This is a genomic window from Sphingobium sp. B2 (genome assembly GCF_007693735.1).
Classification (GTDB): domain Bacteria; phylum Pseudomonadota; class Alphaproteobacteria; order Sphingomonadales; family Sphingomonadaceae; genus Sphingobium; species Sphingobium xenophagum.
Genome location: NZ_VDBZ01000010.1, coordinates 1 through 12,634, shown reverse-complemented (window position 1 = coordinate 12,634; position 12,634 = coordinate 1). Strand labels below are relative to the sequence as shown.

Annotated in this window: 17 protein-coding genes and 4 pseudogenes; 12 read left to right on the top strand and 9 right to left on the bottom strand. The window is 63.1% G+C overall.

Annotated features, from left to right (window positions below; translation table 11 throughout):
• Positions 1-61: 61 nt before the first annotated feature.
• Positions 62-655: pseudogene (gene mobQ / locus FE851_RS25090) on the top strand (MobQ family relaxase); the annotation flags it as partial.
• A gap of 89 nt (positions 656-744) precedes the next feature.
• Here the strand turns inward: mobQ and FE851_RS25085 are convergent.
• The 4 genes from FE851_RS25085 to FE851_RS25070 are packed head-to-tail and all read right to left on the bottom strand — an operon-like array spanning position 745 to position 2,118.
• Positions 745-1,299 carry an AAA family ATPase gene (locus tag FE851_RS25085; RefSeq protein ID WP_145206883.1) on the bottom strand — a complete coding sequence of 185 codons (555 nt, stop codon included), beginning with the start codon at positions 1,297-1,299 and terminating at the stop codon, positions 745-747.
• Entirely contained in the window at positions 1,292-1,528 is a 237-nt protein-coding gene (locus tag FE851_RS25080; RefSeq protein ID WP_037466988.1) for a conjugal transfer protein TraD, read from the bottom strand. The genes FE851_RS25085 and FE851_RS25080 overlap by 8 nt, the downstream gene beginning before the upstream one ends.
• 37 nt (positions 1,529-1,565) lie before the next feature.
• Complete coding sequence (locus FE851_RS25075; protein WP_145206882.1) at positions 1,566-1,874, bottom strand: conjugal transfer protein TraD; 309 nt, start codon at positions 1,872-1,874, stop codon at positions 1,566-1,568.
• Positions 1,867-2,118, bottom strand: a complete 252-nt coding sequence (locus FE851_RS25070; protein ID WP_261371188.1) for a DUF5808 domain-containing protein — start codon at positions 2,116-2,118, stop codon at positions 1,867-1,869. The genes FE851_RS25075 and FE851_RS25070 overlap by 8 nt, the downstream gene beginning before the upstream one ends.
• A gap of 173 nt (positions 2,119-2,291) precedes the next feature.
• On the opposite strand from FE851_RS25070, the gene traA reads away from it, so the two are divergent.
• The 4 genes from traA (at position 2,292) to FE851_RS25050 (ending at position 6,492) form a co-directional block, all read left to right on the top strand.
• On the top strand, positions 2,292-5,420 hold the full coding sequence (traA, locus tag FE851_RS25065) for a Ti-type conjugative transfer relaxase TraA (protein ID WP_145206887.1): 3,129 nt from the start codon (positions 2,292-2,294) through the stop codon (positions 5,418-5,420).
• Between the two features lie 113 nt (positions 5,421-5,533).
• A complete protein-coding gene (locus tag FE851_RS27115) occupies positions 5,534-5,662 on the top strand; it encodes a ribbon-helix-helix domain-containing protein (protein ID WP_261371186.1) in 129 nt (42 codons plus the stop codon).
• Positions 5,663-5,870: 208 nt separating this feature from the next.
• A complete protein-coding gene (locus FE851_RS27110; RefSeq protein WP_261371185.1) occupies positions 5,871-6,008 on the top strand; it encodes a hypothetical protein in 138 nt (45 codons plus the stop codon).
• A 169-nt stretch (positions 6,009-6,177) separates the two neighbouring features.
• Positions 6,178-6,492, top strand: coding sequence for a hypothetical protein (locus tag FE851_RS25050; protein WP_409994520.1), 315 nt, complete (start codon positions 6,178-6,180; stop codon positions 6,490-6,492).
• A 95-nt stretch (positions 6,493-6,587) separates the two neighbouring features.
• Here FE851_RS25050 and FE851_RS25045 read toward each other — a convergent pair whose 3' ends face one another.
• Together FE851_RS25045 and FE851_RS25040 are read right to left on the bottom strand one after the other, a co-directional pair.
• Positions 6,588-6,875 (bottom strand): helix-turn-helix domain-containing protein, encoded by a 288-nt coding sequence (locus FE851_RS25045; protein ID WP_145206880.1) that lies wholly within the window; start codon positions 6,873-6,875, stop codon positions 6,588-6,590.
• Positions 6,872-7,213, bottom strand: a complete 342-nt coding sequence (locus tag FE851_RS25040) for a type II toxin-antitoxin system RelE/ParE family toxin (RefSeq protein ID WP_129927632.1) — start codon at positions 7,211-7,213, stop codon at positions 6,872-6,874. The genes FE851_RS25045 and FE851_RS25040 overlap by 4 nt, the downstream gene beginning before the upstream one ends.
• Before the next feature lie 159 nt (positions 7,214-7,372).
• Between FE851_RS25040 and FE851_RS27420 the strand changes: the two are divergent.
• The 6 genes and pseudogenes from FE851_RS27420 to FE851_RS25015 all read left to right on the top strand — a co-directional run.
• A pseudogene (locus tag FE851_RS27420) lies at positions 7,373-7,758 on the top strand (Ti-type conjugative transfer relaxase TraA); the annotation flags it as partial.
• A 72-nt stretch (positions 7,759-7,830) separates the two neighbouring features.
• Positions 7,831-8,061 (top strand): hypothetical protein, encoded by a 231-nt coding sequence (locus FE851_RS25030; RefSeq protein WP_145206879.1) that lies wholly within the window; start codon positions 7,831-7,833, stop codon positions 8,059-8,061.
• Positions 8,058-8,432, top strand: coding sequence for a type II toxin-antitoxin system death-on-curing family toxin (locus FE851_RS25025; RefSeq protein WP_145206878.1), 375 nt, complete (start codon positions 8,058-8,060; stop codon positions 8,430-8,432). Before FE851_RS25030 ends, FE851_RS25025 begins: the two co-directional genes overlap by 4 nt.
• Positions 8,416-8,487, top strand: a pseudogene (locus tag FE851_RS27105) (hypothetical protein); the annotation flags it as partial. The gene FE851_RS25025 and the pseudogene FE851_RS27105, both read left to right, overlap by 17 nt.
• A 31-nt stretch (positions 8,488-8,518) precedes the next feature.
• On the top strand, positions 8,519-8,674 hold the full coding sequence (locus FE851_RS27100) for a ribbon-helix-helix domain-containing protein (RefSeq protein ID WP_261371184.1): 156 nt from the start codon (positions 8,519-8,521) through the stop codon (positions 8,672-8,674).
• A gap of 229 nt (positions 8,675-8,903) precedes the next feature.
• A complete protein-coding gene (locus FE851_RS25015; RefSeq protein ID WP_145206877.1) occupies positions 8,904-9,611 on the top strand; it encodes a DUF6118 family protein in 708 nt (235 codons plus the stop codon).
• Positions 9,612-9,829: 218 nt separating this feature from the next.
• On the opposite strand, the gene FE851_RS25010 is transcribed toward FE851_RS25015, so the two are convergent.
• Together FE851_RS25010 and FE851_RS25005 are read right to left on the bottom strand one after the other, a co-directional pair.
• On the bottom strand, positions 9,830-10,594 hold the full coding sequence (locus FE851_RS25010; RefSeq protein WP_006949122.1) for an IS6 family transposase: 765 nt from the start codon (positions 10,592-10,594) through the stop codon (positions 9,830-9,832).
• Positions 10,595-10,659: 65 nt separating this feature from the next.
• Positions 10,660-11,304 (bottom strand): annotated as a pseudogene (locus tag FE851_RS25005) (DUF4158 domain-containing protein); the annotation flags it as partial.
• A 173-nt stretch (positions 11,305-11,477) separates the two neighbouring features.
• Here FE851_RS25005 and FE851_RS25000 point away from each other — a divergent pair.
• Complete coding sequence (locus FE851_RS25000) at positions 11,478-12,038, top strand: recombinase family protein (protein ID WP_017184234.1); 561 nt, start codon at positions 11,478-11,480, stop codon at positions 12,036-12,038.
• Between the two features lie 84 nt (positions 12,039-12,122).
• Here FE851_RS25000 and FE851_RS24995 read toward each other — a convergent pair.
• On the bottom strand, positions 12,123-12,634 hold a 512-nt coding region (locus tag FE851_RS24995; protein ID WP_038283522.1), incomplete at its 5' end, for a hypothetical protein.

The following is a 12,634-nucleotide window of genomic DNA, read 5'->3' as shown; positions in this document are numbered from 1 at the left end:
GTGAGTGCGCGCTTATACGTCGTTGCCGACGTGCGCTCAGGAGGGCAGTATGGTGGCCGTCATGGCGATCTACCATTTCTCGGCCAAGGTCATCAGCCGCGCCAACGGATCGAGCGCGGTTGCGTCGGCCGCCTATCGTTCGGCGTCCGAGCTGCACGACGAGCGGCTCGGGCGTAACCACGACTTCTCGAACAAGGCCGGCGTCGTCCATTCCGAAGTTTTGCTGCCCGAAGGCGCGCCGGAGCGTTTAAACGATCGCGCGACCTTGTGGAATGAGGTCGAGGGAGGGGAGAAGCGCAAGGACGCGCAACTGGCGCGCGAGGTCGAGTTCTCGATTCCACGCGAGATGAACCAGAAACAGGGCGTCAGCCTCGCCCGCGATTTTGTCGAAAAGCAGTTCGTGGAACGCGGCATGGTCGCGGACATGAATGTGCATTGGGACATGGGCGAGGACGGTCAACCCAAGCCGCACGCGCATGTCATGCTGTCGATGCGCGAGGTAGGGCCGGAGGGGTTCGGCCAGAAGGTTCGCGAGTGGAACAGCATGGCGCTGTTGCAGGAATGGCGCGAGGCGTGGGGTATCCATGTCAACCAGCGATTGGCCGAGCTGGATATCGACGCCCGCATAGATCACCGCACGTTGGAGGCACAGGGCNCAGGGTGGCGAGCTTGTCCTGAATGTCGGGGGTGATGCGATCAATCCCCGGCCCCACCATCAGAAGCTGCCAGGAAAGGCGTGAGGTGTCAGCCATCTTGTTCTCCCATCCGTGCGCGGACGAAGCGCGCCCGTTCCGAAACCGGAGCGAGGGGGAGCTTCACCAGTTCGTAGCCGAGGCTGGCATAGACCGTGACCATTGCCTCATAGGTCGCCTGCGCCTCTGCCCAATCCTGTTTCCGCTCCGCGTCCTGCCCAAATATCTCGCGCCAGGGCGGAGCGATGAAGACGCGGCGCTGATAGCGAAACAGGTCCGCTGCCTGGCTGACATGGGCCGACACCGGGAGGCTGCACAGATGCAGATAGCCAATGACATCGGGGACGCCGCGATCGAAGATGACTGGCCCCGCGCGATCATGGGCCTCATGCCAGGACCGCAATTCCCATCCCAGCATCAATTCCGCATAGGCGGCGCGATTAGCCCAGGGGAGGGCGGCGCCGCCAATCGCGACCTGATCGCGAATGATGGCGCGACCGGCCTCTGGCATGTGGTGGACGCCTTGCGCCGCCAGTGCTTCGATCAGGGAGGTTTTGCCCGAGCCGGGACCGCCGGTGATGATATGGAAATCGGGCCGATCAACCATCGTCCGGTTGCTCCTCGCCGGCTTCCGCTTCCGCGTCGAACGCACGCTTGCCGCGCCGCTTCCACAGCGCCAGCACGTCGCCGGTATTTTCGTCCCGGGCTTTCGCCGCCAGTTCGAGCATCGCGCCGTAGAGGGTGGCGCGATCGTCGTCGGCGAGATCGACGAGGCCGGCTTTCTGGACGAGGCCGCCCAGCTCGATCAGGTGGCGGGTGCGTTCGCGTCGTTGCACGACCCATCCTCTCGTATCGGTGCGGCGCTGTGCGGCCTCAGCCCTGCGCACCGCCTGCTGAAGTTTCGCCTGCGCCACCGTCGTTGCCTGCATTGCCCTTGCCAGACTTGCGCCCGCGCCGCTGAAAGAAGGCCGCGCCATCAGAGCGCCACGCCTCCCGATTGTCCGCGACCTGCGCCTCGCCGATGACATGCAGCAGCGCACCGGCCAGCACTTCGGCGTCGAGCGCGTCGGCTCCGGTGGCCATCACGAGTTCACCGAGCTGCTGGACCTTCTTCGCCTTCAGCGCCCTGGCCTTGTCGCCGAGCGCTTTTAGCTCCGCATCATAGTCGCGTACCTTACGCATGGGAGATCGCTCCGACAGTGAGGATGAGGGCGACGGGAAAGAGGGCGGCGAACAGGACCGTGCCGATCATCCACCACCCCGCGCGAGGGTGGGCCATGTTGAGCGTCCAGCCCAATGCGGGATTGCGCTTGGGCACCCACAGGCGCGGATCGGCCTTGGCGCAATAGCAGCCAAACAGGCCGTCCGACCAATGGGCGGGATCGCGCCAGAGCGCATCGAGTTGCGGACTGTGGTTGGCCGTCATCACGTTCCTTTCCTCGCACGTCGATGAAGCAGGATCGTAGCACAGCGCACACATGAGAAAACGGGCGACACCCGAAAATGCGGCGAAGTCAATCATGCGAACGGCAGAGAGTGTGAGTGCGCGCTTATACGTCGTTGCCGACGTGCGCTCAGGAGGGCAGTATGGTGGCCGTCATGGCGATCTACCATTTCTCGGCCAAGGTCATCAGCCGCGCCAACGGATCGAGCGCGGTTGCGTCGGCCGCCTATCGTTCGGCGTCCGAGCTGCACGACGAGCGGCTCGGGCGTAACCACGACTTCTCGAACAAGGCCGGCGTCGTCCATTCCGAAGTTTTGCTGCCCGAAGGCGCGCCGGAGCGTTTAAACGATCGCGCGACCTTGTGGAATGAGGTCGAGGGAGGGGAGAAGCGCAAGGACGCGCAACTGGCGCGCGAGGTCGAGTTCTCGATTCCACGCGAGATGAACCAGAAACAGGGCGTCAGCCTCGCCCGCGATTTTGTCGAAAAGCAGTTCGTGGAACGCGGCATGGTCGCGGACATGAATGTGCATTGGGACATGGGCGAGGACGGTCAACCCAAGCCGCACGCGCATGTCATGCTGTCGATGCGCGAGGTAGGGCCGGAGGGGTTCGGCCAGAAGGTTCGCGAGTGGAACAGCATGGCGCTGTTGCAGGAATGGCGCGAGGCGTGGGGTATCCATGTCAACCAGCGATTGGCCGAGCTGGATATCGACGCCCGCATAGATCACCGCACGTTGGAGGCACAGGGCATCGACCTTGAGCCGCAACACAAGATCGGGCCGGCGGCGTCGCGGATGCCCGAACAGGGGCTTGAGGCCGAGCGGGTCGAGGACCATGCCCGGATCGCGCGCGAGAATGGCGAGAAGATCATCGCCAATCCGCAAATCGCGCTCGATGCGATCACGCGGCAACAAGCGACGTTCACGCGGCGCGATCTGGCGCAGTTCGCGTTCCGGCACAGCGACGGCAAGGATCAGTTCGACCAGGTGATGCGCGCGGTGCGGACCTCGCCCGAGCTGGTGGCGCTAGGCAAGGACGGGCGCGGCGAGGACCGGTTCACGTCGCGCGAGATGATCGAGACGGAGCAGCGGTTGGAACGCGCTGGCGATCGGCTTGCCGACAGGGCGGGGCATGGTCTCCCGGCGGACGCGACCTACGCCAGTGGCGCCCTGTCACTGGGGGACCAGCAGCAGGAAGCGCTGGCGCATATCACCGGCAGGGACGACCTGGCAATCGTCGTGGGCTATGCCGGCACCGGCAAATCGACCATGTTGGGCGTGGCGCGCGACGAATGGGAGCGCGCCGGTTTCAATGTGCGCGGCGCGGCCCTGTCCGGCATTGCAGCCGAGGGGCTTGAGGGCGGCTCCGGCATCCAGTCCCGCACGATCGCCAGCATGGAATATCAGTGGGACCAAGGCCGCGAGCTGCTAAGCCCGCGCGACGTCCTGGTGATTGACGAGGCCGGCATGATCGGCACGCGCCAGATGGAGCGCGTATTGTCCGAGGCAAGCCAAGCAGGGGCGAAGGTCGTTCTAGTCGGCGACGCCGAGCAGTTGCAGGCGATCGAGGCCGGCGCGGCGTTCCGGTCCCTTGCCGAACGGCATGGCGCGGCCGAGATCAGCGAGGTTCGCCGGCAGCACGAGGATTGGCAGAAGGACGCTACGCGGGCGTTGGCGACGGGCAGAACCGGCGAGGCGATCCATGCCTATGCCGAGCATGGCATGGTCCACGCGGCCGATACGCGCGAGGCTGCACGGGCCGAGCTGATCGACACATGGGACGCGCAGCGGCTTGCCGATTCCGACAAGACGCGGATCATCCTCACCCACACCAATGCCGAGGTCCGCGACCTCAACCTTGCCGCGCGCGATCGGCTGCGCGACGCCGGCGAGCTGGGGCAGGATGTGGCGGTGTCGGCCGAGCGGGGCGCGCGCGAGTTCGCGACCGGCGACCGTATCATGTTCCTCAAGAACGAGCGCGGCATGGGCGTGAAGAACGGCACGCTGGGCAAGGTCGAGCGCGTGTCGCCCGACAGCATGGCCGTTCGCCTTGACGATGGCCGACGAGTGGCGTTCGACCTCAAGGATTATGCCCATGTCGATCATGGCTATGCCGCGACCATCCACAAATCGCAGGGCGTGACGGTCGATCAGGCGCATGTGCTGGCGACGCCGGGGATGGACCGCCATTCCGCCTATGTGGCGCTGTCGCGGCACCGTGACGGCGTGCATCTCCATTACGGCCGCGACGACTTCGCCGATCAGCGCCAGCTCACCCGCACGCTGGGGCGCGAGCGGGCGAAGGATATGGCGTCGGATTATCCGCTGTTCCGCGACCGCGACAGTCATGATTTTGAGAAGGGGGTGCAATCGTTCGCCGATCGGCGGGGCCTATCGGGCGAGATCCGCGTTGCGGAACCGCCCAAGCGCAAGGGGGTGGAGCTTCCTGGCCCGCGCGCCGGCACCATGCGCCAGATGGGCGAACATCCACGCACGCGCGAGATCGGCAATGGGGAGAGTGGCGACCGCGGTGCTGGCGAGGGGAAGGCCGCGGCCGAGCGACAGCCGCGGCGCGGTATGTTCGATGGGTTGAAGCTGTCGCCCGAGCCGGTGCAGGCGGCAAAGGAGAAGGCGGCTCCTAGGCAGAGCATGTTCGACGGGCTGAAACTGTCGTCGCGCACGTCGGCGCCATCCACCCCGACGAAGGCGACCGATCGTGGCCAGGATCGTGATTTTGTCCGCGCGCTCGAGCGGGCCTCGCGTTCAGCCGAGGCGGTGTTGCAGGCCCGCGCATCGGGCGGGCCGGTACTTGAGCATCAGAAGGTCGCGCTCGAGCGCGCGACACAGGCGCTGGACACGATCAGGCCCGGAGCGTCGCGCGACCTGGCATCGGCGTTCCAGCGTAATCCTGGCTTGCTCCATGAGGCGGCGGCGGGGCGCAGCGGCCCGATGATCGAGGCAATGGCGCAGGGGGCGCGTGTGCGCGCCGATCCCCATTTGCGCGCCGATCGGTTCGTGGAACGCTGGCAACAGCTCTCGCAGGACCGTGACCGGCTTTATCGTTCCGGCGACATGACGGGTCGGGATCGCACGGGTAAGGAGATGGCGGGCATGGCGAAAAGCCTTGAGCGCGATCCCCAAGTGGAATCGATCCTGCGTAATCGCACCCGCGAGCTGGGGCTTGAGATCGCCATGGGCCAGGGTCGCGACATGGGCGGCGGCGAACTGGGCCGGCAGTTGACGCAGGCGCTGGGAATCGGCCGCGATCGGGGCATGAGCCGCTGATAGTTTTGCGGATAAGCGCCTGTCATGCTAAGATGCTACGCGCCGGAGAGCCGATCCCATGAACGATATGACCCGCTGGACCGTCTCTGTATCCAAAACCACCGACATTTGTTGTGCGTAGCTTTCTCGCCCAGCGTGGCATGAAGAAGGGCGACTTTTCCCGTTTCATTGAGGAAGCGGTCAAATGGCGCGTTCTCGACCAGACCATCACCGAGGCGCGAAGCAAGTTCGAGGATATATAGCCCCCGACGAGTTGGATGCGCTGATAGGGGAGGCTGTCGCCGCCGCGCGTCAGCCCGCAGGCTGACCCGTGCGTGTCGTTATCGATACCAATGTCCTCATAAGCGCGCTGCTTTCGGAGAAGTCGTCGCCGCGCAGATCGTCACGCTCTGGCGGGAAGGGCGGTTCGAGCTGCTGACTTCGGCCGAGCAACTGGACGAGCTGGCGCGGGTGACGCGCTATCCCAAAATCCGCGAGCGGCTTGCCCCGGCGCTTGCGTGGCGGCTTGTCAACGAGCTGCGCGATGTGGCCGTGACGGTGACCGACCTTCGGCATGTGACGGCCTGCGCCGATCCCTGGGACAATTAACTGCTGGCGATGATCGTGGCGGGCAGGGGCGACCATCTTGTGACCGACGACAAGCGGGATTTGCTGTCGATGGTCCGCTACGGGGGCGCGCGCATCATCGCCGTGCGGGACTTTCTGGCGATGTTCGGGCGGTTGCTCAGGGACGAGGGTGCATGAGCGATCAGGACGAGTGTCGCGAGCCCATGCCGGCGACGATCCGGTGGCGGCGTTCGAGCGGTTGCGCGGCGAGGTGTCGTTGCTGCGTCATGCGGTTGAAGGGCTGACCACCGCGCGCGAGAATATCGAGATTCTCGACTATGAGCCGACGCTGGAACGCACCGAAAAGATATTGGCGGCGCTCGCCCAGCGGATCGACCCCATCGCCAAAAGTCCACTCCTGTCGATGACGCCGAACTCTATGGCGAGCCAGATCGCGACGGCGGCTACGACCGCACGCCGCGAGGACGCGCGGCTTGTGTCCGAGGCGCGCGCGGGACTGGGTTAGGCTACTCGTGAGATCGGTAACCGGCTTGCATCGGCGCGACGCGGTGATGAGCAAAATTGTTGGCTCTATGGGATGGTCGCGTGTGGCGTAGAAGATCAGCGCAGCAGCTCGCTCACCAGCGATGGCTTCTTGGCCAGCATCGCAAGCAGGACCTGGGCGGGGCCGGTGGGATGGCGGCGGCCATGTTCCCAGTTGAGCAGCGTGCCCTTGGCGACGCCGATGCTGCGCGCGAACGCCCCTTGGGAGAGGCCGGTGCTGGCCCGGATCGCCGCCACGTCCACGGTAGGCACCTCGATCTGGCGGACAACTGCGCCGGTCTCCTTGCCCTGGGCATAATCCAGCGCCTCGTTCAATCCCTGCATGATGCTGTCGTATGCGCTCATCTGTGGTCTCCATAGGTTGCGACCAATGCCTTCGCCAGCTCGACGGCGGCGGCCTGCTCGGCCTTGGTTAGGTTGTCCTTCTCGTTCTTGGCGAACACGGTGACGAGGAAGATCGGCATAGGCGCGCCGCCTAGAACATAGATGGTCCTGTAGCCGCCGCTCTTGCCGCCGCCCTCACGGGGTATGCGGACCTTGCGCAAGCCGCCGCCCAGCGAGACGCCCGCTTCCGGGTTGGCCGCGATATAATTTACCAGCGCCGTCCGCTCATCCTCGGTCATGATGGCCTTCGCGCGCCGTAGGAACTCCGGCAACTCGACGATGGTCTGCAAGCTGGTCATGCCATCTAATTATGCGTCAATGGCGCATATGTCAATGACGCATAGCCGTTCCGCTTGACCTGTGCGCGTCGATCGGGTGACATCTGCGCAGGCGCCCGGACGCAAAGGCGTGGAGATATTTGGGGTTCGCGATGCCGGCGATCGCAGCGCTGGAAGGGGAAGGTCGCGCTTGAGCGCACGACGCAGACGCTGGACCAGATCAGGGCGAGGGTGTCGCGCAGCGGCCCGATGGTCGCGGCGATGGCGCATGAGGCAGGGTGCGCGCCGATCGGTTCGTGGAACGCTGGCAACAGCTCTCCCAGGACCGCGACCGCCTCTATCGTGCCGGCGACATGACGGGGCGGGAGCGTACGTGCAAGGAAATGGCGGGCATGGCGAAAAGCCTTGAGCGCGATCCTCAGGTGAAATCGATCCTGCGAAACCGTACGCGCGAGCTGGGGCTTGAGATCGACATGAACCAGGACCGGGGCATGGGCGGCGGCGATCTTGGCCGCCCGCTGACGCACGAACTCGGGATAGGCCGTGATCGCGGCATGAGACGCTGATGCCTTTTGCCGGCTTTCTGGCGTTTCATGATCTTTCATGATAGAGTGTGCGCCAGAAAATGGAGGTATGACATGGCGAGCCAGGCCCGCGAGAAATTCGCGACCCAAGTAAATTCGGAGATTTTGGCCCATGTCCGCAGTCTTGCACAGAGCGAGGGGCGGCAGCTTCAGGCGCTTGTCGATGAGGCGCTGGCCGATCTGATTGAGAAGCGGCGGCAGAGCAAGCCGCGCAGCGCCGTCATGGCGGTCTATCAGGCAAGCCATGAGAAGTTTGGGGCGCTCTACAAAAAGCTGGCTGAATGACCGACTACCTCACGCTCGCCGAGGTTCTCGCCATTCATGACGATCAGATCGCGTGCTACGGCGGCGCGGACGGTGTGCGTGATTTCGGCCTGCTGGAAGCCGCCTTATATCGCCCGCAAACGGGATATTACGCGGACCTGATAGAGGAGGCGGCGGCGCTATGGGAAAGTCTGGCGCAAAATCACCCATTCATCGACGGCAACAAGCGCACGGCCTTTGCTGTGACCTATACCTTTCTAGCCATCAATGGCGGGTGGATCACGGCGGACGCCCTTGATGCCCATGCTTTCATCATCGGGCTTCACGAGTCCCGCACGTTCACTTTCGAGCACTTGACACAATGGCTGCGGAGTAATGTCTCCCTTGAATAAGCGCCGGAACCGCTGGACTGTCTCGATAGCGAAAAGCACTAACATTGCGGTGCGAGGCTTCCTCGCGCGACGCGGCATGAAGAAGGGTGATCTATTCCCGCTTTATCGAGGAAGCGGTCAGATGGCGCTTTCTCGATCAGACCATCACCGAGGCGCGGGAGGGGTTCGAGGATATGGCCCTTGGCGCGCTGGATGTGCTGATCGGGAAGGCGGTTACCGCCGCGCGTCAGCCTGCCGCATGATCCCGTGCGGGGTCCTTGTCGATATCAATGTCTTCATAAGCGGATTGCTTTTAGTCAGATCGCCGCCCACCCAGATCGTCACTTTCTTGCAGGAAGGACGGTTCGTCGAACTGCTGACTCTGGAAGAGCAACTGGACGGGCTGGCGCGGGTGACCTGTTACGAGGCGCACGCATCATCGCCGTGCAGACTTTTGGCGGCGTTCGGGCGGATGGCTAGGAGCGAAAGTGGATGAGCAATCAGGACGAGGATGAGAGCCAGGGCGAGGATGGTGCGGCGCGGGCGTTCATCCAGCTGGGACGTGAGATATCGTTGTTGCGCGCCGCCGTCGAGGGATTGACCGCCGCGCGCGAGAATATCGAGATACCCGATTACGAGCCAACGTTGGCCCGCACTGAAAAGGTTTTGGAGATATTGGTACAGCAGGTCGATGCTGTGGGGAAAAGGCCTGCCATGATGCTCACTCCGGAATCTATGGGACAGCGTTTAAACGCCTCCGTCGCCGATGCGGCCCGTGAATTGCGCAATCGGGTGCAGGCGACCGATACGGTACTGAAGGGCGTGGCGCGAGACTTAGCGGGGTTGGTCGCTTCGGCGCGACGCGGCGAGGAGCAAAATCGCTGGCTATATATGTTCGGCGGAGGCGGCATGGTGCTGGGGCTCTTGCTCTACGCCTTGATGGCGGGACCGATCGCGCGGCTCGCACCGGCAAGCTGGCAATGGCCCGAGCGGGTGGCGACGCGCGTGCTAGGCGAATCTACGGAGTTCGATGCGGGGCAGCGTCTGATGCGCGCCGCAAATGCGGAGGGGTGGCGCATGATCGTCGCTAGCGCCAGTCTGGCGAAGGACAATCGCGAAGCGATCGACCGATGTCGGGAACAGGCGACCAGGGCTAGGAAAGTGGTGCGCTGCACGATCGACGTAAAGGCGGCTGAATAGGCGTAGGTTCGGCTATATCAGGCACGGATCAACGCGATCCTCCGCCGCCAAATGCTCTGTCCTATATCGCTGCATCCTTCTCTCTTTGCCCTCACTGATTCAGCGGGTGAATTAATCACGCGCCACTGATTCAGATAAGTCGTCGGACTTCGCAGGGCTGATTTTGGGCTCTGTTGCAAACATGGGGCACGGCCGCGCGGCGTCACCCAGTTGGGGGATTAGGCAGCATTGGCGAAATGCTTATTGAGCATAATCATGGTTTCGGTCAGGGCCGAGGGTCCAATTCCGAATGCTCTTTCAACCAGGCGCACCTCCCCCATGATACCTGGCTGCAGGCACCATGCCTGGGCCTGTCCTTTGCGTAGGGCGCGCATGACCTCGAAGCCCTTGATCGTGGCGTAGGCCGTTGGCATCGACTTGAAGCCACGTACCGGCTTGATCAGCATCTTCAGCTTGCCGTGGTCGGCCTCGAGCACGTTGTTCAGATATTTCACCTGCCGGTGCTCGGTTTCCGCCGCCAGTTTGCCTTCGCGTTTCAGCTCAGCGATTGCTGCGCCGTAGCTGGGTGCCTTGTCGGTATTGAGTTTGGCCGGCTTTTCCCAGTCCTTCAGGCCACGAAGAGCTTTGCCCAGAAAGCGCTTCGCCGCTTTGGCGCTGCGTGTCGATGACAGATAGAAATCAATCGTGTCGCCCCGTTTGTCGACCGCCCGGTACAGGTAGGTCCATTTGCCCCGCACCTTTACGTAGGTCTCATCCAGACGCCAGCTCGGATCAAAGCCGCGCCGCCAGAACCAGCGGAGACGCTTCTCCATCTCCGGCGCGTAGCGCTGCACCCAGCGATAGATCGTCGTATGATCGACATCGATCCCACGCTCGGACAGCATTTCCTCGAGATCACGGTAGCTGATGCCGTATCGACAATACCAGCGCACCGCCCATAGGATGACCTCGCCGGTAAAATGCCGTCCTTTGAAATCGTTCATCGCAACTGACCTTGACAGTACATGAGCCCAATCTTGGAAACCGTGTCAGAGTTTGCAACAGAGCCCTCGAAATTGCGCAGCCAGGCCAGCGGCGTCATGCCGAAGTCGCTGTTGTTGACGATCAGATCATCGATCCGCGCCAGTTCGGCATGACCCAGGCTTTCGACAATGAGCGCCGCCGCGGCTTTGCGGGCGCGTGCCCTGCCGGCGAGGCCCGCACGTTCGAGCGTGTCTGCCGATGGAAGAATGAAGCGTTCCTGCTTCAGCCCCTCCATCAATGCGCGGACAATAGGTTCGCCCCGATCGGTCCGCTCCGCAGCTCTTGCGGCGAGATCGAGCGCGAGCGGTATATCCCCTCGCCGAAAAGGGTGTAGCCCCAGATGCCGTGCCGCAATGTCGGCATGATCGTTACGTGTTTGCGCGCGCTGGCCATAGTCGGCGAACGCATCAACATCGACGAAGAGCTGGGCGGCGAGATAGTGAAGGACCGCATCGGGGACGTCGACGTCGGGCTGCAAACCGAAGCCGGGATGCCGCATAAGCGCGATCTGCGTTGCCAGACCGAGGCGGTTGGCAGGGCGATAGCGGCGACCGACCAGTTCGAGATCCTCGGCGGCAAGGGTATAGTGGCCGACGATCGCGGTTTCGTCATGGGGGATATCGAACAGGCGACGCCTTTCTTCTCCGGTCAATAATCGCCGCCGCGCCATCCTGCCTCCATCCCGAGTCGAGAGCGACAGGCTAGCGTCAATCTGGAGTATAGCCTAACCGGACGTCAGGATGCAGCGGCGGTTTCTGTCAGGATAGGGTTATGGCAAGCATTTATTGACGCATGTTCCGCCGTGTCATAGAATTCAACCTGACATTTTGACCGGAGGCGGCGATGAAAGGCCAGAGGATCGGTTACGTCCGGGTGAGCACATTCGATCAGAATGTCGATCGCCAGTTGGACGGGCAGTCGCTCGACCGGATTTTCACCGACAAGGCATCGGGCAAGGACATCAACCGCCCCGAACTCGATGCCATGCTCGCCTTCGCCCGCGAGGGTGACACCGTCGTGGTCCACAGCATGGATCGATTGGCGCGTAATCTCGACGATCTGCGCAAACTGGTTCAGTCCCTCACCAAAAGAGGCGTCCGGATCGAGTTCGTGAAGGAAAGCCTGGCCTTCTCGGGCGAGGATTCCCCGATGGCCAACCTGATGCTCTCGGTCATGGGTGCGTTCGCCGAATTCGAGCGCGCCCTGATCCGGGAGCGGCAGCGCGAAGGCATTGCGGTCGCCAGACAACGCGGTGCTTATCGCGGGCGGAAACGTTCCCTCTCCGACGAAATGGTCGCCGAGCTGCACCGCCGTGTTGATGACGGCGAGCGCAAGGCCGTCATCGCCCGTGACCTGGGGATCAGTCGCGAAACCCTCTACCAGTATCTCCGCGCTGCCACCTGAGCCGGTTTCACCCAGCCTCGCTCACCCTTAGGCTTGTCTGATTGATACGACCAATGTCACGTCTCTTGAATTGCTTGAATCATATCAATGAGGATTGGAGGTCTCCTTCGTCAAACGAATGGCAAGAGCGCGACCGATTGCCGCTGCGGCGACTGGCTGGACGGCGCTTGGCGGAAATGGTGCAACCGAACTAGCATTGATCTCGCAAAGCGCATAGGAGCCATCGCTGATGGCTTCACCAGGGCGAAATAGGAAGTCGGCGTCCCAAAGAAGCGGAAGATCGTGGTCGACGATCGACAGCAACCTTTGCATCTCTGGAATCCAGCGATCCTCCATCGCTTTCCGTAAGGCTGCGAAGCGCGTCACCTCCGGTCCGAACATGGCGCGGCCCATCGGCTGTGGGGTTGACGACGTTGTATCAATGGCCGTTGGCGTCATCAGCGCAGTGATCAGGTTGTGCCCAAAGCCAACCACTCGGTGCCCGCACACGTAGCAGCGGACCATGCCCTCGGACGACTGCGGCTGATAAGCCTGATCGATCAGCACGCCGCCGTCGTTTAGAAACGGCACCCACCTTTCCAAGCACTCGGCTAGGC